Annotated in this window: 22 protein-coding genes; 12 read left to right on the forward strand and 10 right to left on the reverse strand. The window is 32.6% G+C overall.

The genetic code is table 11. The annotated features are described in order from the left end of the window. Window positions 1-301: 301 nt before the first annotated feature. Both FPG59_RS04200 and FPG59_RS04205 read right to left on the reverse strand, forming a co-directional pair. On the reverse strand, window positions 302-1,339 hold the full coding sequence (locus FPG59_RS04200; RefSeq protein WP_086453367.1) for a response regulator: 1,038 nt from the start codon (window positions 1,337-1,339) through the stop codon (window positions 302-304). Further along, on the reverse strand, window positions 1,336-2,523 hold the full coding sequence (locus FPG59_RS04205; RefSeq protein ID WP_086453368.1) for a PAS domain-containing sensor histidine kinase: 1,188 nt from the start codon (window positions 2,521-2,523) through the stop codon (window positions 1,336-1,338). The genes FPG59_RS04200 and FPG59_RS04205 overlap by 4 nt, the downstream gene beginning before the upstream one ends. Before the next feature lie 233 nt (window positions 2,524-2,756). On the opposite strand from FPG59_RS04205, the gene FPG59_RS04210 reads away from it, so the two are divergent. From FPG59_RS04210 to FPG59_RS04255, 10 genes are all read left to right on the forward strand, one after another. Continuing rightward, window positions 2,757-3,413 carry a BON domain-containing protein gene (locus tag FPG59_RS04210; RefSeq protein ID WP_086453369.1) on the forward strand — a complete coding sequence of 219 codons (657 nt, stop codon included), beginning with the start codon at window positions 2,757-2,759 and terminating at the stop codon, window positions 3,411-3,413. Between the two features lie 302 nt (window positions 3,414-3,715). Then, window positions 3,716-4,408, forward strand: a complete 693-nt coding sequence (locus FPG59_RS04215) for a type 1 glutamine amidotransferase domain-containing protein (RefSeq protein ID WP_086453370.1) — start codon at window positions 3,716-3,718, stop codon at window positions 4,406-4,408. A 19-nt stretch (window positions 4,409-4,427) separates the two neighbouring features. After that, a complete protein-coding gene (locus FPG59_RS04220; RefSeq protein WP_086453371.1) occupies window positions 4,428-5,882 on the forward strand; it encodes an OmpA family protein in 1,455 nt (484 codons plus the stop codon). A 53-nt stretch (window positions 5,883-5,935) separates the two neighbouring features. Then, entirely contained in the window at window positions 5,936-6,982 is a 1,047-nt protein-coding gene (locus tag FPG59_RS04225) for a pesticidal protein Cry7Aa (RefSeq protein ID WP_086453372.1), read from the forward strand. Beyond that, window positions 6,972-9,338 (forward strand): glycosyltransferase, encoded by a 2,367-nt coding sequence (locus tag FPG59_RS04230; protein WP_086453373.1) that lies wholly within the window; start codon window positions 6,972-6,974, stop codon window positions 9,336-9,338. The genes FPG59_RS04225 and FPG59_RS04230 overlap by 11 nt, the downstream gene beginning before the upstream one ends. 59 nt (window positions 9,339-9,397) lie before the next feature. Continuing rightward, window positions 9,398-10,399: a 2-hydroxyacid dehydrogenase gene (locus tag FPG59_RS04235; RefSeq protein ID WP_086453374.1), complete on the forward strand. Its 1,002-nt coding sequence runs from the start codon at window positions 9,398-9,400 to the stop codon at window positions 10,397-10,399. Between the two features lie 116 nt (window positions 10,400-10,515). Continuing rightward, on the forward strand, window positions 10,516-11,175 hold the full coding sequence (locus tag FPG59_RS04240) for a BON domain-containing protein (RefSeq protein ID WP_086453375.1): 660 nt from the start codon (window positions 10,516-10,518) through the stop codon (window positions 11,173-11,175). A 26-nt stretch (window positions 11,176-11,201) separates the two neighbouring features. Beyond that, on the forward strand, window positions 11,202-11,417 hold the full coding sequence (locus FPG59_RS04245) for a hypothetical protein (protein ID WP_086453376.1): 216 nt from the start codon (window positions 11,202-11,204) through the stop codon (window positions 11,415-11,417). Between the two features lie 106 nt (window positions 11,418-11,523). Next, window positions 11,524-11,733, forward strand: coding sequence for a hypothetical protein (locus FPG59_RS04250; protein WP_086453377.1), 210 nt, complete (start codon window positions 11,524-11,526; stop codon window positions 11,731-11,733). 189 nt (window positions 11,734-11,922) lie between these two features. Continuing rightward, a complete protein-coding gene (locus FPG59_RS04255; protein WP_086453378.1) occupies window positions 11,923-14,421 on the forward strand; it encodes a cation-translocating P-type ATPase in 2,499 nt (832 codons plus the stop codon). Window positions 14,422-14,615: 194 nt separating this feature from the next. On the opposite strand, the gene FPG59_RS04260 is transcribed toward FPG59_RS04255, so the two are convergent. The 4 genes from FPG59_RS04260 to FPG59_RS04275 form a co-directional block, all read right to left on the reverse strand. Then, complete coding sequence (locus FPG59_RS04260; protein ID WP_086453379.1) at window positions 14,616-15,635, reverse strand: carboxypeptidase-like regulatory domain-containing protein; 1,020 nt, start codon at window positions 15,633-15,635, stop codon at window positions 14,616-14,618. 7 nt (window positions 15,636-15,642) lie between these two features. After that, window positions 15,643-16,263 (reverse strand): L-threonylcarbamoyladenylate synthase, encoded by a 621-nt coding sequence (locus FPG59_RS04265; RefSeq protein WP_086453380.1) that lies wholly within the window; start codon window positions 16,261-16,263, stop codon window positions 15,643-15,645. A 65-nt stretch (window positions 16,264-16,328) separates the two neighbouring features. Further along, window positions 16,329-18,665 (reverse strand): ATP-dependent helicase, encoded by a 2,337-nt coding sequence (locus tag FPG59_RS04270; protein WP_086453381.1) that lies wholly within the window; start codon window positions 18,663-18,665, stop codon window positions 16,329-16,331. A gap of 116 nt (window positions 18,666-18,781) precedes the next feature. Further along, window positions 18,782-19,549 (reverse strand): TSUP family transporter, encoded by a 768-nt coding sequence (locus tag FPG59_RS04275; protein ID WP_086453382.1) that lies wholly within the window; start codon window positions 19,547-19,549, stop codon window positions 18,782-18,784. Window positions 19,550-19,680: 131 nt separating this feature from the next. On the opposite strand from FPG59_RS04275, the gene FPG59_RS04280 reads away from it, so the two are divergent. Beyond that, a complete protein-coding gene (locus tag FPG59_RS04280; protein ID WP_176330691.1) occupies window positions 19,681-20,196 on the forward strand; it encodes a hypothetical protein in 516 nt (171 codons plus the stop codon). 23 nt (window positions 20,197-20,219) lie between these two features. Here the strand turns inward: FPG59_RS04280 and FPG59_RS04285 are convergent, their stop codons facing one another. Continuing rightward, the gene (locus FPG59_RS04285; protein ID WP_086453384.1) at window positions 20,220-22,286 is read right to left on the reverse strand and encodes a M1 family metallopeptidase; all 2,067 of its coding nucleotides are present in this window, start codon (window positions 22,284-22,286) and stop codon (window positions 20,220-20,222) included. Between the two features lie 91 nt (window positions 22,287-22,377). On the opposite strand from FPG59_RS04285, the gene FPG59_RS04290 reads away from it, so the two are divergent. Continuing rightward, complete coding sequence (locus tag FPG59_RS04290) at window positions 22,378-23,121, forward strand: ATP-binding protein (RefSeq protein WP_086453385.1); 744 nt, start codon at window positions 22,378-22,380, stop codon at window positions 23,119-23,121. 18 nt (window positions 23,122-23,139) lie between these two features. Here the strand turns inward: FPG59_RS04290 and FPG59_RS04295 are convergent, their stop codons facing one another. From FPG59_RS04295 to FPG59_RS04305, 3 genes are all read right to left on the reverse strand, one after another. Next, window positions 23,140-24,357: an ATP-binding protein gene (locus tag FPG59_RS04295; protein WP_086453386.1), complete on the reverse strand. Its 1,218-nt coding sequence runs from the start codon at window positions 24,355-24,357 to the stop codon at window positions 23,140-23,142. Window positions 24,358-24,546: 189 nt separating this feature from the next. Next, complete coding sequence (locus FPG59_RS04300; RefSeq protein ID WP_086453387.1) at window positions 24,547-24,972, reverse strand: DUF5004 domain-containing protein; 426 nt, start codon at window positions 24,970-24,972, stop codon at window positions 24,547-24,549. A 97-nt stretch (window positions 24,973-25,069) separates the two neighbouring features. After that, window positions 25,070-25,606 (reverse strand): DUF1697 domain-containing protein (locus tag FPG59_RS04305; protein ID WP_086453388.1); only part of this gene is annotated, 537 nt, incomplete at its 5' end.

The following is a 25,606-nucleotide window of genomic DNA, read 5'->3' on the forward strand; positions in this document are numbered from 1 at the left end:
TTATTATATTGGTGATAAAATCAAAATTAAAAGCTGTTTTTTTAACTCAAAAAACGAATGCTGTGCAGAAGTTACTAAAGAAGTAGAATGGTTTGATTATGTACGCAAAAAAGTTATTCCAACCCCTAAAAATTATTTTTACAATAATCGAGTTTAAGGGAAGTACAATAGTTTTTGCAGAAATCATGTTACCCCTAACCTATTTCTTTCAATGGACTTCAAACCTCTTCTTTTGAATCTTGAAAATAAACAAATATAAATTTCAATTTAATAAGTAAAAGCTACATCTTTTAATAAGAAACTAATTCCTCATCTTACTAATTTTATCAAAATTAAGGATTGTTAATATACTTCCTTTTTTTTCAATCAGACCTTCATTTTTGAATTCTGTCAATGTACGACTTACGGTTTCTGAGGCGGTTCCAGTTAATGCGGCAAGTTCATCCCTACTAATTCTAATACTAGTTTCATTTTTAAACAATCTCAAAATTGCCTCAGCAAGTCGTTTTCTAACTGATTGATAAGCAAGTTGCAATAAGTATGCGTCTTTGTTCCTAATTTCACTGGAAAGGATTTCAATAAATTTTCCTGCTACATCAGGATATTGCTGTAACATTTGATCAAATTGAATTTTAGGAAAAAAGCATAAATAACTATCTTCCATGGCAGTTGCTGTATCATCGAAGGGTTTGCTGGAAAGAATGATATTGATTCCTAAAAAATCTTCTTTTTGGTATATTCCTGTCATCAGTTCATGACCATCTTCGGTCATTTTAATTGTCTTAATTTTACCTGAAATTACAAGGTAAATACCAGTAGCATTGTCACCTTCATAGTGTATGACTTGATTCTTTTTGAACAATCTAGTTTTTCGTTCGGCTATGATTTTTTTTAACTCGTTTAATCCATTATTTTTTGAGACTATCTTATCCAAACTCTCTAGAGATTTACTGTAAAAATGATGTTGACATTCTTTCTTCTTTAATCTACTTTCAATTGCATTCAAAAGTTCTAATCTACCAAATGGCTTTGTAAGATAATCATCGGCTCCCATTTCCATTCCCTTACGCAAATCAAGTCTTTCTGATTTTGAAGTAATAAAAATAAAAGGAATCGTAGTAGTTTCGGTATTTTTATTAAGGAGATACAATACCCCATAACCGTCCAGTTCAGGCATCATAATATCGCACAGAATTACGTCTGGTAAATACATTGTTGCCATATCAACCCCTTCCTTTCCATTTTTAGCAACAATGACTTCATAGTCTGCCAATTCTAGGATTTCAACGATATTTTCCCTTATTTCATTATTGTCTTCAATTATTAATATCTTGCTCATATTGTTGAAAATGTTAGTGTAAATAAAGTCCCTTCGTGTATTGTACTTACACACGAAACAGTGCCCTTCATTAAGGCAATATATCGTGCCACGATATTTAAACCAAGTCCAGTACCTGGAATATTACCAGTATTATGTGCTCTGAAAAAAGGTTCAAATAAATGCAATTGATCTTCATCAGGAATTCCTATTCCTTCATCTTTCACGCAAATGATACAATGTGTATCATTTATTTCTGTGGTAAATTTTATACTGCAACCGTCATCTGAATATTTTATAGCATTTGTAATTAGATTGATAATGCTATTTTTAATTAGATTTTGATCTAAGTTTATAGCTTTCTGAAATCCATAATGAGAATACTGTATTTGCTGGTTGTCTTTTGCTAGTAATTGCATTTCCTCAGTAATCTCTTCTGCTAATTGTACTAGATCAAAACATGTTGGTTTTGCATAAACTTTACCTACTTCTAGTTGTTCTATGTATAAAAAGTCATTTAGTATGGTGGTCAAATTTGTAACAGCATTAATTATTTTATTAGCATGTTTGATGATATTAGCATTATCTAACGGTTCAGCATATTTTTCGATAAGAGAAGCTGATAAATGTGCTGTGCTTAAGGGAGTACGAAACTCATGCGAAGCCATTGATAAAAAACGGTTTTTTAATTTACTAATAATCTTCTCCTTTTCTAAAGTAGCACTCACCTTTTCTTTTGCTTTTTCAAGAGCTTTAATCGTATCGTTTAAGGTTTTTGTGCGCTCTTCTACAAGTTCTTCTAGATGGGAAGCATAATTTTTTAGGCGTTCTTCATCTTTTTTTTGTTGAGTTAAGTCATGAATAAATCCGGCATAAATTTTTCTTCCTGCATAATTTACTTCACTTACGCCAATTTTAAATGAAAATTGATTTCCCTTTTTAGTTTTACCTATTAGTTCTCTTCCAATTCCAATTATATGGGATTGACCAGACATTTTATAGTCTTTTAAATAGGAATCGTGAGCTTCTTTATTGCCAAAAGGCATGAGCATTGATATATTTTTTCCTAAAACCTCTTGTTCTGAATAAGCAAATAATTTACAAGCTGATGGATTTATACTTTCTACAATGCCTAATTCATCAATTGTTACGATTCCGTCAATAGCGTTATGCACAAGGGCATCTAGTAAAGCAGATTTTTCCATAACATATTTTGTCAAAGTGTATTGACTTATGTAAAGATAAGTCTACCTGAGTAGTTATCTCCTTATATTATTTTATCTATATCTTTTGAAATTTACTCTTTTTTAACCTTAGTAGAATATTAAGTGATGTAAATCACATATAACTCAGACTATGCTCATTTTAATACACAACTGTATAAACCAACTTTGTAAAGTACTTTAAAACACTTTGGAATTGATATAAAAAACGAAAAATGATAACAGATGATATTTTACGGCAACATGTAATTCAGGTATTAAAACAGGAATTTTTTAGTATTGATTGCAATATAACAGTCATTTCAAATAATGGAATAATTACTCTGAAAGGTCGTGTAGATACCTTTAAAAAGAAGACACTAGCCGAAAGATTATCAAGTACAATATCAGGCGTACAATCAGTAATCAATAAAATTGATGTATCAATAAATAGCTGGGAACAGAAAAATGATATTGCAATAACAAACGAAATTCTCAATATTTTCAGATGGAACTGGAATACCCTAAATGATACCATTAAAGTTAATGTAATAGATGGATGGGTAACACTATCCGGAGAATTAGAATGGAACTATCAAAAAGAAGCTGCTAAAGAAGCTATTACAAGTCTAATTGGGGTAAAAGGAGTTAGTAATAAAATTAATATAAAGTCTAAAGTAGACACTAAAATAGACAAAAAGACTCTTAGGCATGCACTTGAAAACCATCTTGCACTAGATTCAAAAGATATTGAAATCGAGGTATCAAATTCAAGGATAATTTTAAAAGGTACTGTGGAATCATGGTATCAAAAAGAAATTGCAGGATATATCGCTTGGAAAACAAGAGGTGTTGTTAGTGTTGAAAATGAATTACTCATTGAATATGATTAGATTAAATCATTTAAGATCAACAAAAAAAATAAACCTCATCAAATTTAATTGGTATAAAATATTTTAAAAACGAAAATCAAACTTTAAAAAAATCCTGTTTTCTTTTCAAAACTAAAGTTCAAAAGTGTTTGGCATCACTTTTTGGTGTGCGTATGGTCATTTCTACTTCAACCAAATAGACTCAACTTTGAACTCATAATTATTTTAAAAGTTTCTCGAAATATAATACGAGTAATATACTGTAAATACATAACCACAAGTAGATTAGAAAAAGAATAATGTTTTAAACAAATAATAGCAACATGAAAATACTTATTGTACTTACATCACATGATACTTTAGGAAGCAGTGGCCTAAAAACGGGATTTTGGATAGCGGAATTCGCAGCTCCATATTTTATTTTTAAAGATGCAGGAGCTATAATCACAATTGCTTCTCCAAAGGGTGGTCAGCCACCTGTTGATCCCAAAAGTGAGGATGAAGAGGCACAAACCCAATATACTCAAAGATTCTACAAAGACAATACTGCTATTGACCTAGTAGCGCATTCTATAAAATTAAGCGAAATAGACCCAGCGGATTTCGATGCTGTATTTTATCCTGGTGGTCACGGGCCATTATGGGATTTGGCAAATGATACAGATTCTATAAAACTCATCGCAGACTTTTACACTAATAAAAAACCAATTGCCTTTGTATGTCACGCACCTGCTGCTTTAGTACATGTGAAAATTCAAAATGGTGATTATTTAGTAAAAGGAAAACAACTAACAGGCTTTTCTAATACCGAAGAAGAAGCAGTCAAGCTAAACAAAATAGTGCCTTTTTTACTGGAAGATGAACTTACAAAAATAGGTGCACTCTATAGTAAGGGAAAAGATTCAGAATCCTATGTAAAGCAAGATGGTTTACTGGTTACCGGACAAAACGCAGCCTCATCAGTAGCAGTGGCAAAATTACTTCTAGAAACGCTTGAAAGCGAAAAACAAAATTAAACTTTAAAACAAAACAAAAATGAAAAAATTAGTACTACTCGCTATAAGCATCGCATGTACATTGACAGCCAATGCACAAACAGCCGAAAAAAAATGGAACATAGGTATTCATGGAGGTGTAACTCAATATCATGGAGATCTCGGGCGTAGTTTTTACAAGACTGATAAAGCTTTTTATGGCTTTGGAGGTCTGTCGGTTTCCCGCTATTTAGGTAAACTTTTTGACGCAAATTTATTATTAACCAAAGGTACTATTGGGTACAATGGAGATACCGGAAGCTTTAAAAGTGATTTTAATGCGGCTTCATTTAACTTGCGTTTTAACTTGACGGCTCCAGAATATGTCATCAGACCTTATGTAATGGCCGGAGCTGGTTTTATTCTTTTTGACAATCAGGTTAATTTTGATCAAGATCGAATTGATTATGTTTTGCCAACTGCTGGAGCAGGTATCAATTTTAGATTATCCCCAGAAATTATGCTGAATCTTCAAGAAACTTTTTCTTTCTCCAATAAAGATCGAAGAGATGGAGTAACAGCAGGCGAAAAAGACAGCTACCTCTCTCACATGATTGGGCTAACCTTTAATCTTGGAAGTGTGAAAGATGCCGATCAGGATGGAGTTTCAGACAAAAATGATAACTGTCCTGATACTCCAACAGGAATTACTGTAGATAAAAAGGGTTGCCCGTTAGATCGTGATATGGATGGTGTAGCCGATTACTTGGACAATTGTCCCGACGTTTCAGGCACTGCTTCATTGAATGGTTGTCCAGATAAAGACAACGATGGTGTTACTGATTCAGAGGATAGATGTCCAGAACTAGCTGGCTCCAAAGCATTAAAAGGCTGCCCAGATAGTGATAACGATGGCGTGGCCGATTTAGATGATAAATGCCCTAATACCAAAGCAGGAAGCAAAGTAGATTTAGTAGGTTGTATCATGGATAGCGATAAAGATGGTGTCATGGATGATGTAGATCGTTGCCCTGATGTTGCAGGTCTGTTAGCTTTAAAAGGATGTCCTGATAGCGATGGAGACGGAGTCGCTAATTTAGATGACAGATGTCCCGAAATAAAAGGAACAATGGCTAACAAAGGTTGTCCCGAAATTACAAAACAAGACGCAGTGCGTATAACTTATTTAGGAAGCAAAATATTCTTTGAGAACAATAGCGATAAATTAAAAGTTGCCTCATTATCCCAACTGGATGAACTCACAAAAATATTATACAAATATGCTGCGGCAAGTTTAGTTATTGAAGGATATACTGATAGTAACGGTTCTGATCAATTTAATATTGAACTATCACAAAAGCGAACCGAGTCGGTACGAAATTATTTGATCGGGAAAGGCATTGAAGCAACCAGAATAACTGGGATAGGAAAAGGCGAAAGCAATCCTGTAGCAACAAATGCAACTGCACTAGGTCGAGCTAAAAACCGTAGAGTAGAATTGAAAACAAACTATTAAATTAATTTAGTGAAGATTGGCTCTTGTCAATCTTCACTTTAATTTTATAAACAATGATACAAGTTAAAAAAGAAGGGGTACTGTTAACCAAAACGTTATTCCCATTTGAAGATGAAGGTGTACTAAATCCCGCTGCTATAAAAGAGAGCCAATTTGTACATCTTTTTTATCGTGCCGTGAGCCAAGGCAATCATTCTAGCATTGGGTATTGTAAACTTGACGGGCCATTATCAGTAGTTGATAGACACAAGAAATCATTGCTAGCACCTGAATTTGAATATGAATGTCAAGGCATGGAAGATCCTAGGATTGTAAAAATAGAAGACACATACTATTTAACTTATACTGCCTATGATGGTATAAACGCATTAGGATGTCTTGCTATTTCTAAAGATTTAATCCATTTTGAAAAAAAAGGAATTATTGTACCGCAAATTAGCTATGCTGCATTTGATCAACTGGCAGAGGAAAGTAGTCCTATAAATCAAAAATATTTTCGTTACAATGAACACATTGGTGCTTTAGAATCTGACAAGGAAAAATCACTCGTTTGGGACAAAAATGTTATTTTTTTTCCAAGAAAAATAAACGGAAAATTCTATTTCATGCACCGCATAAAACCTGAAATTCAAATAGTTGTAGGGGTTGAAGATTTAGAAAATTTAACTGAAGCATTCTATCAGGATTATTTCAGCCATTTTAATGATTATGTAGTGCTTACCTCAAAATATGACCATGAAATTAGTTATGTAGGTGGAGGCTGTCCTCCTATAGAAACAGATCATGGCTGGCTCTTAATTTACCACGGTGTTAAAGATGGACTCAACGGATATGTTTATTCGGCTTGTGCTGCTTTGCTGGATTTAGAAAATCCAAAAGAAGAAATTGCTCGCTTACCGTATCCCCTATTCAAACCCGAATTAGGTTGGGAATTAAAGGGCGAAGTAAATAATGTGTGTTTCCCATCAGGAGCAGTAGTATTTGAAGACACTTTATACATTTATTATGGAGCTGCAGACGAGAGAATTGCAACTGCTTCTGTTTCGCTATCAGGATTGATCAAAGAATTATTACTTTATAACAAACAAGATGATAAATAAATTAAGATTAAATCGCAACAATACGTATCCAGCTCAGAATAGTAAATCGTATCGTTTGAATAAAACTCAAATTCAAGAAAAAGAAAGCCTGCCAGAAATCTTATTCATTACCACTTATCCACCCCGTGAATGTGGAATAGCTACGTATTCGCAGGATTTAATTTTAGCATTAAACAACAAATTCCAAAATACCTTCAACATTAAAATTGCAGCCTTGGAATTGCAAAATAATAAGTATGCTTATAACGATGAGGTAACTTATGTTTTGGAAACAGACAATAGATATTCTTATGATGCTCTTGCGCAAAATATCAATAGTAATAAGGATATAGCTCTTGTATTAATCCAACATGAGTTTGGTTTATTCAAAACGAATGAAGCTGATTTTATCCTTTGCTTAAAAGCGATAAATAAACCCATAATTATTGTTTTTCATACCGTACTACCCAATCCAAGTGCAAAACTAAAAGAAAACATAGCCGAAATGAATGCGCTTGTAGATTCATTTATAGTAATGACAAATGCTTCGGCAAAATTGTTAGAAAACGATTACGGCATTTTAAAAAATAAAATTACCGTTATTCCACACGGAACTCATTTAGTAAAACATACGGATAAGGAAGCTTTAAAAGAAAAATACAACTTATCAAAAAGAAGAGTGATTTCAACTTTTGGATTATTGAGTTCTGGAAAATCAATAGAAACTACTTTAGATGCTATGCCCTTAATTGTTGTTGAAAATCCAGATATTCTTTTTCTTATAATTGGAAAAACACATCCTTCGGTGGTTAAGGAAGAAGGTGAAATATACCGCGATAGTTTAGAGCAAAAAATTGAAATATTAGGACTAAAAGAACATGTAAAATTTATCAATGCTTACTTACCACTTGAGCAATTACTGGATTATTTGCAACTTACGGATATTTATCTTTTTACCTCAAAAGATCCAAATCAAGCGGTGAGCGGAACATTTTCTTATGCTATAAGTTGTGGTTGTCCCGTAATTTCTACCCCTATTCCCCATGCTTCTGAATTATTAAAAAATGGAGGCGGAATAATTATTGACTTCGAAAATTCAGAGCAATTGCAAAAACAAGTTTTAAATTTATTAAACAATCCACAGTTATGTAAAGAAATCTCCAATAAAGGTATTCATAAAATGGCACCAACAGCTTGGGAAAACGCTGCAATTTCTCATGCCTTGTTGTTAAATAGTGTAATGGATCGAAAATCTAAATTAAAGTACAAAACCCCAGCAATCAATTTAGAACACTTTAAAAGTTTGACTACACCTTTTGCAATGATACAGTTCTCCATTATCAATAAGCCTGACATAAAAAGTGGTTATACCTTGGATGATAATGCAAGAGCATTGGTAGCCATGTGTCAGCATTTTGAATTGACAAATGATGATGAAGATATAGCCTATATCAATCAGTATTATCAGTTTATCCAGTTTTGTCAACAAAAAGACGGCTCCTTTTTGAATTATGTAAACGAAAATAAAAAGTTTACAGATCAAAATAGTGAAAATCTAGAAGACTCTAACGGAAGAGCAATTTGGGCATTAGGATTTCTAGTTGCTATGCATGATTTATTACCAGAATCATTAATCACCCAAGCCAAAAAAACAATGCAAGCTGCCTTGTTATCAGCTACAAGCATGCATTCAACAAGGGCGATGGCTTTTACTATAAAAGGGATTTATTACAGTAATAAAAAAGAAATGAATTTTGAAAATAAGGCGCTCATAAAACTATTAGCAAACCGATTAGTTCAAATGTACAGACACGAATCTAAAGCAAATTGGCATTGGTTTGAGAGCTATATGACCTATGGAAACAGCATTCTTCCCGAAGCCATACTTTGTGCTTACCTTGCTACCGGCGACATGATTTACAAAGAAATAGCCAAGACTTCCTTTGATTTTTTATTATCAAAAACAATAACTGAAAATTCTATCAAAGTCATTTCGAATAAAGGATGGTTACACTATAATAAAGCCGTTACAAAAGAAGTAATTGGCGGAGAACAACCTATTGATGTTGCCTATACCATCTTGGCTCTAGCTAAATTTTACGATACTTTTAAAAATACTGCCTATCTACAAAAAATGGAAACAGCTTTTAGTTGGTTTCTGGGTAACAATCATCTCCAAAAAATAATTTACAATCCGTGCACAGGTGGTTGTTATGATGGTTTAGAAGAAGACTACATCAACCTCAATCAAGGAGCAGAATCTACGGTGAGTTATCTAATGGCAAGACTAACAATACAAAAATGCAGAGCAGAAATAGAATACAATAAGACTAAAACAGTTTTTACTGACAATAGAAACTTACAGCTTGTAAATTAAAAATTGAATTATAAACAACAAATAATCAATTAAATAAAATTAAAAATAGTCCCCAAAAAATGAAAATAGCCATCTTCAGTACAAAATATTACGAACGTGAATATCTTGATAAATTTAATGTTGATGGTAAACACCAACTCACCTATTTTGAAACTCCGCTAAATGCCGAAACAGTTTCAGTTGTAAAAGATTTTAATGCTGTATGTATTCAATTAACGGATAAACTAGATGCTAATGTAATTGACCAACTTGCAAAAGCAAACATAAAACTGATTGACTTGCGCAGTGCTGGATATGATAATGTTGATTTAGAGGCTGCTGCAAAGCATAACATAAAAGTGATGCGCGTACCCGCTTATTCGCCTCAAGCCATTGCAGAACACGCAACCGCATTAATCTTAACACTCGACAGAAAAACACATAAAGCTTACAATAGGGTTAGGGAAAATAATTTTTCGCTTCAAAATTTGATGGGTTTTAATCTGTTTGAAAAAACGGTTGGTGTTGTTGGAACTGGAAAAATTGGAACTGCTTTTTGTCAAATAATGCTTGGATTTGGTTGCAAAGTTATCGCAAATGATATTTTACCATCTAAATCACTGATTGAAAAAGGAGTCAAATATGTTTCTTTTGAAAAATTATTAGAACAATCTGATATTATCTCAATTCATTGTCCCTTAACTCCAAAAACTAGACATCTTTTTAATAATGTGACTTTTTCAAAAATAAAAAAAGGAACTATGATCATTAATACAAGTCGAGGAGCCATTATCAATACCAAGGATGCAATCAAAGCGCTTAAAAAAGCTCAAATTGGATATTTGGGAATCGATGTGTATGAAGGCGAAGAAAACCTATTTTTTAAAGACTTATCAGATAAAATCATAAAAGACGACCAAATCGAAAGATTGATCTCTTTCAATAATGTTTTGATTACACCACACCAAGCTTTCTTTACCAAGGAAGCTTTAGACGAAATTGCTAGGGTAACAATCAGTAATTTTAATTCATTTGAAGATAAAGTAAATACAGAAAATGAAGTAGTTTTCGCCATTCCATAACTACTGACCAACTCCAATTAAAGTAACAAAAATCATTTTTTTTGATGCTCTGGGTCATTTTAAGATCTATATGAAAACTACAGCTTTACATACATTATAAACTAAATAATTTCAAAATGAAAAGCAACGAAGAACTGCAAAAAAATGTTGTGGATGCAATCAATTGGGAACCCCTATTGCAAGCCGCAGAAATTGGGGTTATGACTAATAGAGGCGTGGTTACTCTAACCGGATCAGTAAATACTTATGCAAAAAAAAACGAAGCCGAACAAGCTGCTAAAAACGTAGCTGGAGTAGCAACGGTCCTCGAAGATATCAAAGTTGTTTGCGGTACCGATGAAAGTAGACCCGATACTGAAATTAAGAATGTAATTGAGAATATTTTTATGTGGCATTGGGATATTCCAACCGAAAAAATTAAAGTCCTTGTTGAAAATGGATGGGTATTTTTAAGTGGCCAACTGGAATGGAATTATCAAAAAGAAGCAACTAAAAATGCACTTAATAACCTCATCGGAATTACAGGAATTACAAATAACATCAAGATAATTTCATCATCAAAAGACACCATTAAAAAAAAAGATATTGAAATTGCCATTGACCGCAACTGCGCAATAAAAAACAAAGATATCCGTGTTTATGTAGTTGATAATGTGGTCACTTTAATAGGACACGTAGATTCTTGCTATCAAAAAAATGAGGCTAGCAGAATTGCGTGGAATGCTCCAGGTGTTACGCAGGTACAAAATGATTTATATATTGAATTTGACGACTAAAAATCCCTTCTCATAAATCTGTAAAAATGCAAACAACTATTGGAATTATTGAATTAAATCTTGCAAGAATAACTTATAAATTGTCAAAAATCTTAGTGGATCATCCTGTTATAGATATCAAAACTAAAACGGTACGCAGGTTTACGGAAGAACTTGATTTAAATGCCAAGCAAAAATTTTTTGAAGCAAAGTTTTATGAAATTGACACATTGATTGACAGAGTCGTAAAACATATAAAGTAAATAGTATCAAAAAATGGACAAAGTAAAAAAGGATAGTCTGGTTATGGTAATCAATGCTGCTGAAAAACTCTGATTTCATTCCCAATTTAAAGTAAATGGAAAAAATATGATTTCATTAAAAAAGGATATTCGATTCCACAGTAATGAAGTTAGAATAGTTCATTACTATCGTTTTGAAGGTGCATCAAATCCTGAGTACACTTCCATCATTTACATTATTGAATGCAATAATGGTGAGAAAGGGACTTTGGTTGATGGGTTTGATACAACAACAGAAACTGACAACTTTATGCTCAACGTTAAAAATCAAGAATAACTACTAAAGATTAAAAAAAAATAATAATTTTAGAAAAAGATTATTATTCACTACAAGAATTAAATTAAATATTGGACTGTAAAAACATATCGCAAAATGGAAACTCATGCAATCTAGAAAAAGGAGTATTTATTGTTGTAAATCAATCTATTTTTTAAACTAACAACCCCAATATTAACATAATTTTTTATGAATTCTAATACGTTTAATATTAATGGCTTATCAGATGCGCAAGTAATTGAAGCAAGAGAAAAATACGGTCAGAATAAAACGGTCTATAAAAAAACCAATATGTTTTTAAATGGCTTAATTCAGATTGTTAAAGATCCTATGACCATTTTATTGTTGGTAGCATCAACCATTTATTTCATTAGCGGAAAAACTTCAGATGGTATTTTTTTAGCGTCAGCAATTATTATGATAGCTATAATTTCATCTTATCAAAAAGCAAGAAGTCATAACGCTTTAGAAAAATTAAAAGATTTTACAAAACCCAAATGTAAAGTCATTAGAAATAGTGAAGTAATCGAAATAAAGACCGAAGAATTAGTAATAGGTGACAGTTTATTAATTGAAGAAGGAAATGCAATTGCAGCTGATGGAATTATTGAATCCTCTAATGATTTTTCTGTAAATGAATCTATCCTCACAGGAGAATCTATGTCGGTTACCAAAGACAAATCGACCAAGGATAACAATGTTTATCACGGGACAACCGTAGCAAGCGGACTTGCCATTGCAACCATTACTGCTATTGGCGGCGAAACTAAATTAGGTAAAATAGGTAAAAGCCTAGAAGATATTCAAGAAGAGAAAACACCCTTAGAAATTCAGATTGGTAATTTTGTAAAAAAAATGGCTATTGCAGGAGCCGTAATTTTTGTGATTGTTTGGATAATAAACTTTTTAAATTCTCGTAATATATTAGACAGCTTGCTCAAAGCATTAACACTTGCTATGAGTGTTTTACCCGAAGAAATTCCTATTGCATTTACCACATTTATGGCTCTTGGTGCTTGGCGAATGATGGAAAATGGAATTATCGTTAAACAAATGAAGACCGTAGAAACACTAGGAAGCGCTACTGTAATTTGCATTGACAAAACAGGAACGATTACCGAAAATAAAATGAGTCTCGCTAAAATATTTACACTCAAATCTCAAAAAATTACAGCTATAGAAAATGAATTATCCAATGAAGAAAAAGAATTAATTACGACCTCCATGTGGGCAAGTGAACCCGTTCCTTTTGATCCCATGGAAGTAGCATTGCACGAAATCTATTCTAAAGTTATTGAAAATGACCAAAGGCCCGATTTTAAAATGATTCATGAATATCCATTATCTGGAAAACCTCCTATGATGACCCATATTTTTGAAAATAAAACCGGAGAAATGATCATTGCTGCCAAAGGTGCTTCAGAAGCTATAATGGCCATTTCAAAACTTTCGAATGAAGAAAAAGCTTCAATCTTAGACGCAATAAAGGAATTATCAGCTGAAGGATATCGAATTTTAGGAGTTGGAAAAGCTATTTTTGAAGGTAAAAATTATCCAAAAACCCAACAAGAATTTCAATTTGAATTCTTTGGACTTGTAGCTTTTTATGACCCGCCAAAGAAAAATATTCATCTAGTGTTGCAACATTTTTATAAAGCAGGAATTAAAGTAAAAATCATAACTGGAGACAATGCCGAAACCACTTCATCAATAGCCAAACAAATAGGATTTATAGGCTATGAGAAAAGTATTTCTGGTGACGAATTAATGCAATTATCCGATAAAGAATTCAAAAAACAAGTTTCAGAAATCAATTTATTTACCAGAATGTTTCCGGAGGCAAAATTAAAAATCATAAATGCATTAAAATCGAATTCAGAAATTGTGGCCATGACTGGAGATGGTGTCAACGATGGTCCTGCACTAAAAGCTGCTCATATAGGTATTGCAATGGGAAAAAAAGGCACCGAAATTGCTAAACAAGCCGCATCACTTATTTTAATCAATGATGATTTATCAAAAATGGTAGATGCTATTGCAATGGGTAGAAAAATCTTTTCAAATTTAAAAAAAGCAATACAATTTATCATATCCATACATATTCCCATTATACTTACCGTATTTATCCCTTTGGCATTAGGATGGATTTATCCCAATATTTTTTCACCCATTCACATTATATTTTTAGAATTAGTTATGGGACCAACTTGCTCCATAGTATATGAAAATGAGCCTATGGAAAAGAATACAATGACACAAAAACCAAGACCATTTACCAATACTTTTTTTAGCTGGAAAGAACTTTCTACAAGTATACTTCAGGGTTTGATTATTACTATTGGAACTTTATCTGTTTATCAATTTTCAGTATACAATGGGTTTAATGAAAACATCACACGAACAATGGTTTTCGTGGTATTAGTGACTTCAAATGTATTTTTAACTCTAATAAACCGTTCTTTTTACTATTCTATTTTGACTACTTTAAAATATAAAAACAATTTGGTTTTCATAATTACAGGAATTACCATAGCTATTACGGGATTGTTGCTTTATCTAAAACCACTCACCAATTTTTTTCAATTTGAACATCTCACTCTGAATCAAGTATTGATAGCCACTGGAGTTGGTGCAGTTTCTGTATTATGGTATGAGTTGGTTAAACTGTGGAAGCGTAATACTAAATAGATTCAATATTAAGCTGAACTAATCTAATTTAAAAAAAAGAAAACCATTTTTCACTTTTGTTTTGATATAACCTATTCGATTTATATCTATTAGGAAATATGTAATAGTTCAAGACCACTATGCATTTTATAGAAAAAAAAGCTCTAAAACTTAGTCTTACAATTCCCTTTTGATTGAAACTATTTTATTTAGATTCAATTAATTCCATAATCCATAGGAAGCATATCTCCTACTTTTTGTTCACTCATAGAACCAGAAAAATAAATTTTGTCTGAGTGGGAATTGTTTCCTAGTTTGTCTACAAAAAAAGTATCCGTTTCAAAAATTATTTTAGATTGATCCCCTTTTCGAAATAAATCAAATTCAGCTAAAATTTTCACAATAGCAGGTTGATATTTATTGGTAGTAACCGTAATCTTCTTAAAATCAAGAGTATCTTTAACAGCAAAAAAAGCCGCGGGATTTACTTCCCAACTCTTTATAAACAATCTAAAACCATCATTTTTCCAGTTATTAGCTGCTACACTTCTAAAAAAATGCAAACGAGAACCATCGTAAACAGCATTTCTTTTTTTCTTAATTTTAGCAAGATTGGATATACTTTCAAATCGAGTAAGACCGGCATAGTAACAATTTCTGACCGCTTTAGGCTTAGTTGTCCATGGATATAATTTGCAATCAAATTTGACAAGTTGGTAGTTGATCTTATATCCTAGAGAATTATTAATAATTCGCAAAGGATTATCGGCAAAAGCTTCTAGAACTTTTGTGTTGGCATCATATGCAAAATAAATATCTTCTTCGTTTTCAATAACGGTACTTTTTCCATGTTTTGTAGTTCCTAAAAATTGCTTTTTAAAAACCTCCATCTTTTGTTCTCTTGGAAAACCATCACGCTGTACTACCACTTCACGGAGTACATTAACAGACATATTAAGTTTTATGTTTAAGAATTCATTTGGTTTAAAATTAGTGATATACTCTGAATTATATCCTAAACAGCTTATAACTAAAATGCTATTTAATTTAGCACCAAAATTAAGGGTGAAATTTCCGTTTTTATCTGTAAGAGTACCTATTGTTGTTCCATCAAAATAGACATTTACAGCCTCAATAGGCTTTGATTTTTCATCTACAACTTTACCAGAAATAGATTGTGCAACAGTATTTTGCACTAAAAACAAAACTAAAATTACCCTTAAAAATGTCATCATAAACTCTTTATAAAATATTTAAATCCCCTTTCCCTTCTCTAATCACAACTGGTTCATCTCCAGACAAATCTATTATACTAGATCCTACATTATCTCCGTACCCCCCATCAATAACAAGGTCTACAAGGTTTTGCCATTTCTCAAATATCAATTCAGGATCAGTTGTATATTCAATTACATCATCTTCATCTCTTATTGAGGTAGAGACAATAGGATTCCCTAGTTGTTTTACTATTTCAAGAACTATACTGTTGTTTGGAACCCTGATCCCTACTGTAGTTTTCTTTTTAAACTCTTTTGGTAAATTATTATTACCGGGCAAAATAAAAGTATACGGTCCAGGAAGTGCTCTCTTTAAAATCTTGAATGTGGGTGTATCTATCTGCTTTACATAATCTGATAGGTTACTTAAATCATGACAAATAAAAGAGAAGTTTGCTTTATCAAGCTTGATTCCTTTGATTTTTGCAATACGTTCAAGAGCCTTGGTGTTAGTAATATCACAACCCAAACCATACACTGTATCTGTAGGATAAATAACTAGCCCTCCATCACGAAGTGTTTTTACCACTTTTGCTATTGCAGCTTCGTTGGGATTATTTTCGTAAATTTTAATAAATTGAGCCATTTTTTATATGTTAAGTTGCTTTAATTTAGACTTTCTAATACCCTTTGCATGTTTAATTTTAAATCTTATTCGATAATATTAAGTTTGGCAAAGCGTAATAGTAATTTTTTTATACCTCCAACTTCAAATTTGATTTCGGCTTTTTTATCAGCTCCTACTCCTTCTAAATTTAAAACTTCGCCTTTGCCAAAACGTTCATGCATGACAATTTTACCAGCCATGAGACCAGAATCTAGCATTCCTGTATTAGTTGAGGGCGCATTACTATTTAAAGGTTTTAATTTTCGAATTGTAATTTCATTATTACGTTCTGGTTCAGTGTTATTTTTAACGGGTGGAACTCCATTTGAGGGTTTTGCAAGACGTAATTTAGATTTATCAATATCCCCAAAGATATCACTATCAATCATGGGTTTGTATCTATAATTATTCTCTGGAAGTGTCATGTATTCCAGATATTGACTGTCAATTTCTTCAATAAATCGAGACGGTTCACTATCTGTTAATTTACCCCAGCGGTATCTAGATTGAGAATAAGTTAAATACGCTTGATGCTCAGCCCTAGTAAGAGCTACATAAAACAAGCGACGTTCTTCCTCAAGTTCGCTTCGGGTACTCATACTCATGGCACTTGGAAACAAATCTTCTTCCATTCCTACCACAAAAACATGAGGAAATTCCAATCCTTTTGCCAAGTGAATTGTCATAAGCGCGACACGGTCTTCGTCACTAGTATCTTTGTCTAAATCTGTTGCCAAGGCTACATCTTCCATAAACTCCGCTAGAGATCCTCTGGCGCCATCAACCTCAACTTGACCTTCGGTAAAGTCCTTGATACCGTTTAACAATTCTTCAATATTTTGAATCTTAGCCATTCCCTCAGGAGTAGCATCTTTCTTAAGTTCTTGAATTAATCCTGTTTTCTTGGCTACATGTTCGGCAAGATAAAAGGCATCCTGATTTTCATTAATGGCCTGAAAACTCTGAACCATGGTTACAAAATCCAATAGTTTTTGTTTGGTTCCCGAGTTTAATTTTAAATCAATTCGCTCAATATTCTGCATTACTTCAAAAATAGAACGCTTATAATGATTTGCCGCAATGGTAAGCTTTTCAATAGTTGTATTTCCTATTCCTCTTGCAGGATAATTAATCACACGCATCAAGGCCTCTTCATCCTTTGGATTAATAACTAGTCTAAGATAGCATAAAACATCTTTTACCTCTTTCCTTTGGTAAAAAGATAAGCCTCCATAAATACGATAAGGGATGTCTCTTTTTCTTAAAGCATCTTCCATAGCACGGGATTGCGCATTGGTTCTGTATAAAATGGCAAAAGCACCGTTTGGTAATTGTTGCTGCATTTTTTGTTCCCAAATAGTACTTGCCACAAAGCGCCCTTCTTCATTATCTGTTAAGCTTCTATGAACTTTAATTTTGGGACCAAAATCATTTGCGGTCCAAACTATCTTATCTAGCTTAACCTTATTTTTATCGATTATGGTATTTGCAGCTTCAACAATATTTTTTGTGGAACGGTAATTTTGCTCTAATCTAAAGGTTTTTACACCTTCATAATCTTTTTGGAAATTAAGAATGTTATTGATGTTTGCACCTCGAAAAGCATAAATACTTTGAGCATCATCTCCCACAACGCAAATATTTTGAAATTTATCTGATAAGGCTCTTACTATTAAATATTGAGAGTGATTGGTATCTTGGTACTCATCAACAAGTATGTATCTAAAACGGTTTTGGTACTTGGCTAAAATTTCTGGGAAACGTGTAAGCAACTCGTTCGTTTTTAATAACAAATCATCAAAATCCATAGCACCAGCTTTAAAGCAGCGGTCTACATAATTTTGATAAATTTCGCCCATTCTAGGTTTTTTAGACATAGCATCGGCTTCCTGTAATTCGGGATTGTTAAAGTAGGCTTTAACCGTTATTAAACTATTTTTGAAATTAGAAATACGACCTAAAACCTGTTTGGGTTTGTACACATCTCTATCCAGCTGCATTTCTTTAATAATTCCCGAAATTGCTCTTAGAGAATCCTGCGAATCGTAGATAGTAAAGTTAGATGGATATCCTAAATGCTCAGCCTCTGACCTTAAAATACGGGCAAAAACCGAGTGAAAAGTACCCATCCATAAGTTTTTGGCCTCGCCAGCTCCTACTATGTCTGAGATTCTTTTTTTCATCTCACGAGCTGCTTTATTGGTAAATGTTAGAGAAAGGATGCTAAATGCGTCAATTCCTTGATGCATGAGGTAAGCAATTCTTATGGTCAACACCCTAGTTTTTCCTGAGCCTGCACCAGCAATAATGATCATGGGACCATCTTTTTGTAAAACAGGTTCACGTTGGGCTTCATTAAGTTGATCTATATAATTCTGCATGGATAATTGTATATTTTGTAAAGCAAAAATAACGAATTTGAACGAAGTTTTAGATGTAAATACGACAACATTTGCATTTGTATATTTGAATCTAAATGCTTTGAATTACTTGCTTTTCATTTCCAAAAAACATCATACGCAAAACGGATTAATGTACCCACTACGACAATCAAAAAGAAGATTCTAATAAAGGAATTCCCCTTGTTTATAGCAACTTTTGCACCAAGCCAGCCTCCTAAAGCATTGCATGCAGCCATAGGCAAAGCTATAGACCAAATAATTTTTCCTTTAGAAATAAACAAACAAATAGATCCAAAATTTGTTGCTAAATTGACCATTTTAGCATTGGCGGAAGCATGCAAAAAATCAAAACCCATGATAACAATAAAGGCTACAACCAAAAAACTTCCCGTTCCAGGCCCAATAAAACCATCATACATCCCTATCACAAAACTTATTCCCACAGCATTCGCTATTTGGGTTCTAGTAGATTGATTTTTTTCTATGTGTTGCCCAAAGTTCTTTTTTGCAAAAGTATACACCACTAACAGTGACAAAACAACTAAAAGCACTGGTTTCATAAAATCATTGCTTACATACGTGAGCAAGGTAGACCCTAAATATGCCGAGGGAAACGCTAATACCATCATTATAGCGAGTAATTTCCAGTTTAATTTTACTTTTTTTAAATATTGATAAGCCGCAAAAGATGTTCCGCTAAAAGCTGGAACTTTTAGAGTACCAATAACCGTTGAAACGGGCAAGCTTGGTAATAAAACAAGCCCCATAGGAGTTTGAATAAGACCACCTCCTCCTACTACTGCATCAATAAAACCGGCCGCAAATGCTGCTAAACATAATAATGGTAAAATATATGAATCCATTGAGTTGTCTTATTATTTTCTAAAGAATTGTATGCAAAAATAAGATTCCATTTGCAGTTATTCATTTAAACAGGAGTTGATTTATGATTAAAAAAGTATATTTTTGTTGCAAAAAATTAGAAAATAGAAACATGACAAAAATTCTTGAAATACTGGCCTATACATTACCCTCATTGATTACTGGAGGTGTTGCTTATTCTATTTTTATATCTTACTTCAAAGATCAACAAAATACCCGAAGATGGTTGATTCAAAAAGAAAATCAAAAACTAGCTTTTCCGCAAAGAATTCAAGCATACGAGCGCATGGTGTTATTTCTAGAGCGTATCAATCCCACTAAAATGTTGTTGAGAGTTGCTCCTATTTCTCAAGAAAAAAGTGATTATGAAAACTTGATTATATCGCAAATTGAACAAGAATTTGAACATAATTTAACACAACAGTTGTATTTATCAGATGCTTCTTGGACTATTATTTTGACTGCAAAGAACAGTACGATTCAAATGATTCGCAAAGTCAGTAGAACCGAAGATATTGTAAATGCTGACGCCATGCGAGAAAAAATCTTAAATGATTTACTAGACAAACAATCTCCAAGTAATGCTGCGCTGGCTTACCTAAAAAACGAAGTAAGTGAGTTGTGGTAACCAACTAATTTTAACTTCATAAACTATTCATTTAATAACCGTTGCAATTGTAACCTTTCTTGTTCCAGCAGCGTAGGTTGCAAGGTTTGAAAAACAATTCTTATTTCTGAATTTTTTATCAATTTTCGGATTGTATCTCGACCAAATTTAGAAAACTGCCAAGCATGATGTGTGGTCGCATTTACAAGACTTCGTAACACTTCATCACTCAAAATTTGATTGAATAAAAGCTGTTCTAATGCATTTTGCCTCAAGCTTGCTTCGTAAATTGGAGATGTGTAGGATATCAATTCCTTTTGTAAATTATCTTGATCCGAAACATAGTTTGGTGTTGCCAGCGCAAGCGAAAGCCATACAATTCGAAGGTTTAAATCTTTAAAACCAATCCAGTTTTTGGATACATCCAAATAGCGTGTTCGATGATTCGGGAAATTATTCCATAAAGTGGTCAATGCAATTTCTTGGGTTTCATAAGAGGCGTCTAAAAGCAAGGTTTCATACTGCAATCTAAAGTTTTCTGGAATATTAGAGACCGTAACGGCCAGCAATTGGCGTAGAGATGTATTATTAGAGTTTAATGCCAATTCATAGAGTTTAATTTTATCGCTCCAACTTTCTTTTTGAATTTGACTTAAAACTGCTTCTTTGACTTTAAAATAAACATCCGATTGCATTACTTTTTCTAAGTACTGTCTCTTTTCTTGAAATGGTGTATTCTTTAGTTTGTTAACTTCAAAAAGCTCCTGAATTGATTTATTTTTCAGCAATAATTCATTAGCTTCTAATGTATTAAAAGCTGTAGTTTCTAGCCATAGTTTACTAAATTTTTCAGTATTAAATTTTGAAACCTTTGTAATCTCATCAAAAAAATCTTGTGTATTTACGTTTTGAAATGCGTTCTTTTGGAGATAGTTTTTAATCACTTTCTTGAAATTTTTGTCTCCTAAAGTTTCATGCACTACAAAAAGCGCCCACGCTCCTTTTTGGTAAAAAGTGAGAGAACTTGCCTTTGGATTTAAAACCGGAATAGAATCTGTTCTGGATGCAAATTTTAATTGCTGCGCTGTTTCATACAAGGCATGATAAAAATAATCATCTCCATAAATATTACGTTCCGCTAGTAATGCAAAATAGGTTGCAAATCCCTCTTGCAACCAGTGATGTGTACCCGTTTCTGCTGTAATCAAGTTGCCAAACCATTGGTGCGCTAACTCATGCGCATTCACGTTCAAGTAACTGCGGTCTTTAAACCCTATAGCATCCACAACATAGCGCGTATTGAATAAGGTTGCACTTGTATTCTCCATTCCAGCATAAAGAAAATCTTTTACAGGAGCTTGTCTATAAACACGCCACGGATAAGGAAAACCTATTTCTTTTTCTAAAAAATCAAATATTTTTTGGGTATGCTTGTAGGTTGTTGTATGCAAGGAACTGTCTTTTTCTTCTAGATAAAGTTCTAGAGGAACACCTGATTTTGATCGCTGCGTTTGTTTTTTAAATTTCCCAATGGCTAACATCAACAAATACGAACTCATAGGTTTTTCCATTCGATATTCCCATTTTTTGGTTTCGCCTTGATTGAATTCTTTTTTTAATACACCATTCGACAAAACTTCATACTTTTTATCAAAAATAATATCCAAATTAAACACTACTTTTTCATTTACATCATCAAAACTTGGAAACCAATTACTAGTATACTTTCCTTGTCCTTGAGTCCATATCTGCAAATCATTTGTAGCTTTTGAACCCAGGAAATACATGGCTTGTTTGGGTTTTACCTGATAATCAAAAGTCAAGTTATTATTGCCTTTAACAAACGGAAAAACAATTTGAATTTCTTTACGAGAATTTATAAATGGAACCGGTTTATCATTTAGTTTCACATTAAAAAACTCCATATTTTGAGCATCAATTTTTATGGTGTCAATTGAATTTAACACTTTAAATTCAAATTCTACTGTACCCTCTACAATTTTTGAAGTATCATTTATTGTAACTTTGCCCAAAGCAGTTATAAAATCAACGTGATTTGATTGCTGTGCTATGACAACTGTTGAAAATAATAAAAATAGAACTTTTTTCATTGCTTAATAATCCTTTAAAATTCAAAGTTACAAAGGTTTTCTGTATGAAATTCGTTTATATTTCGTCAAAACTTTTGTATAACTAAATCGTATGAAAAACAAAGCCCTTTTTAATTGGAGCAGCGGCAAAGACTCTGCAATAGCATTATACAAGTCACTACAAGACCCTACTCTAGAAATCATAACACTACTTACAAGTGTAAACCAGTTATACCAGCGCGTATCTATGCACGGTATACGTGTGACATTACTTGAACAACAGGCAAAAAGTATAGGATTGCCTCTTGAAATCATGCAAATTCCTGAAATGCCCACTATGGAAGCGTATGAAGAAGCTATGAAAATCACATTACAAAAGTGCATAGAACAAGGCATCACTCATTCTATTTTTGGCGATATTTTCCTAGAAGATTTACGCAAATATCGCGAAGACAAACTGGCTGAAATGAAATTAAACGGCGTTTTCCCGCTCTGGAAAATACCAACTCATGACTTAATTCAAGAATTTCTTGCACTAGGTTTTAAAACCATTGTTGTTTGTGTAAACGAAAGGTTTTTAGACCAAAGTTTTGTAGGAAGAACTATTGACCAACAGTTTTTAGACGATTTGCCAAGTGATGTAGATGTATGCGGGGAAAATGGAGAGTTTCATACTTTTACGTATGATGGACCACTATTCTCAACACCAATACTCTTTGAAAAAGGAGAAATCGTTTATAGAAAATACGAACAACCCGCATCAAATGAATCTTCAAATACGGCTTGTGATACTTCTGATGAAAGTGTGTATGAATTTGGATTTTGGTATTGTGATTTAATTCCAGTAAATCTTTAAAACTGTAGCCATAAAATATTACTTTTTTTCGGCTTTCGCCAAAGTAAAATCAAAGGTAGAACCAAATCCTATTATTGAATTAACCATAATACTCCCTCCCATATTATCGATTATTTTTTTAACCGTAGCCAATCCTATTCCGTGACCTTTTTCTCCAAAACGATCTTTATCTATAGCTACTTCAAAGATTTCAAAAATTACTTTTTGATGTTCTTTTTCAATACCAGCACCATTATCTGATACGGTAATTTTATAATAATCAACATCTTCAGAAATGAGTATCTCTATTTTGGTTCGTTCTTTGTCACTGTATTTTATAGCATTAGAAACTAAATTAATTAAAATTTGCTCTAATGCTGTTTTATTAGTTTCTATAAATTGTAATTCAGATTGTAATACAAAATCACAATTTTTATTAAAAGAAAAGAGATCAATAAGTTCCTTTTCTAGTTTAGAAATGGATACTTTGGTGTAATTTTCGTGGGAGAATTTGTTTGATTTACTATACACTAACAAGCCTTCAATCATGTCTCTTAATTTTAAAGAGGAACTTTTAATCAATTGAATGATTTCAATACCTTCTTCATCAATATTGTTATTGTAATTTTCGATTAAAAAATCTGTAAGACCCGATATATTAGCCAATGGAGATTTTAAATCATGTGCTGCAGTGTAGGCAAATTCCTCTAAGTCTTTATTCTTATTTTCTAAGTTATGCAGTGCATCCTCAAGCTTGATTTTATTAACTCTAAGCTCTAATAATCTCATGGTTTGTTGTGACAACGCCTCTAGAGACTTAATTTGGTTTGCCGACAAAGAATTAGGTTTATGATCGATAACACAAATTGTACCCAAAGGCAAACCGTTATCATTTACTAATGAAACTCCAGCATAAAAAACAACATTCATTTCACCAGTAACCAATGGATTATCATGAAAACGAATGTCCTCACGCGCATCTGGAACTATAAAAACAGCCTTAGAATCTTGAATTGCGTGCGCACAAAAAGAATATTCTCTTGGATTTTGTAATCGATCATTAATCCCGATTGCTGATTTAAACCAATGTCTATTTTCATCAACAAAACCAATTATAGCAACCGGTGTTTCACAAATTTGAGAGGCTAAAAACGTCAAATTATCATATTCATCTTCTTGTAAAGTATCCAGTATTGAATACGAATCAAGTGCTTGCAAGCGTTCTTTTTCATGTATATGTATGTCAGGCTTAATCATCTAATTATTTTTTGGGTTAACCAAAATGTTTTAAAATTTAGTCAATAAAAGGAATTTGCACCAAACTTATTTGATAGTTTGTGCTTGAGTGTTTATCAGTAAAGCTTGTAGATTTACTACTTATGAACAAAATTATGTTTGAAATATGATACTATTTTGAACAGAATAAAAGAGAATACTGATATTAAACTATTTGTTATATTCTAAACCTGGTCCGTCACAATTTTTCCAAGTACTTGAAAGGGTGTTTTTGTCAGAAAAATACAAAATCTCTTGTAAATTTCCCATGCAACTACCTATGAGTTCCGTTTTCTTTGCATGAGTAAGAATTAAGTATTCACCATCAGTTTCTTTTTTAAAAGAAAAAGTCCCAGATACTGTTGTGCTTTTTTCGTTTTCAACCCGAGTTTTAGTAAAAGTACTGTCTTTGTTAAACGTGTACGATTCTTGCCATAACATTGCTTCGCCAGTTGTTTCAGTATTAGGTCTTGAACTAGACATGCGGCTTAACGTCCATTTCCCATTAAAATCCTCTTTGGAGCCATTTACTTCTTGTTCTTTTATACAAGAATGCAACGAAATACTAAGAATAACTATTGCTATGATTTTTTTCATGAGTTTCTTTTTAATGTGTATTAATAAATTTACGTAATTTTATAACGAGTTGGTTCTTTTATTAGTAAATTTTTAATACCAACAACCTCATTTTGATCTATACAATCTTTCTATCCTCAAAAATTTGAAGTAATTGCGTTACGGTGTTCCAATTTCTAATGGTTGCAATAACATTTAATTTCTTTTCTATGTATTTTTGATCTAACCTAGTTTTCCCTGCTCCTACTGCGTATTTTATAAATATTTTATTTCCATCAATACTAGCTTCGTCAGGTTTAAACTGGCTGGTTTTAAGATCATTCATACTGTTTCCTTGTAAAGTTGACGACAAAAACGCGACATACAATTTCTTAGTATCCACTTGTTTTTCTTTTAAAAATGGATTGTTCTTAAAACAGTTTTTTAAATCATCTTCTGTGATGACTACAACGGGAACTTCATGCCCAAAAACTTTAAAAATTTCTTGCTTAATTTTGAATCCCACAGCTGCACCGCTCTCCTCATGAGTATCTACAAAAACATTACCAGATTGAATGTATGTTTGTACATTATGAAAACCTATTGCTTCTAAAGCTGATTTTAGTGCTTCCATTTTAATCATGCTGTGACCAGATACATTTATACCACGAAGCAA

Origin of the sequence: Flavobacterium sp. FPG59, assembly GCF_002150205.1 — a bacterium.
Taxonomy (GTDB): Bacteria; Bacteroidota; Bacteroidia; order Flavobacteriales; family Flavobacteriaceae; genus Flavobacterium.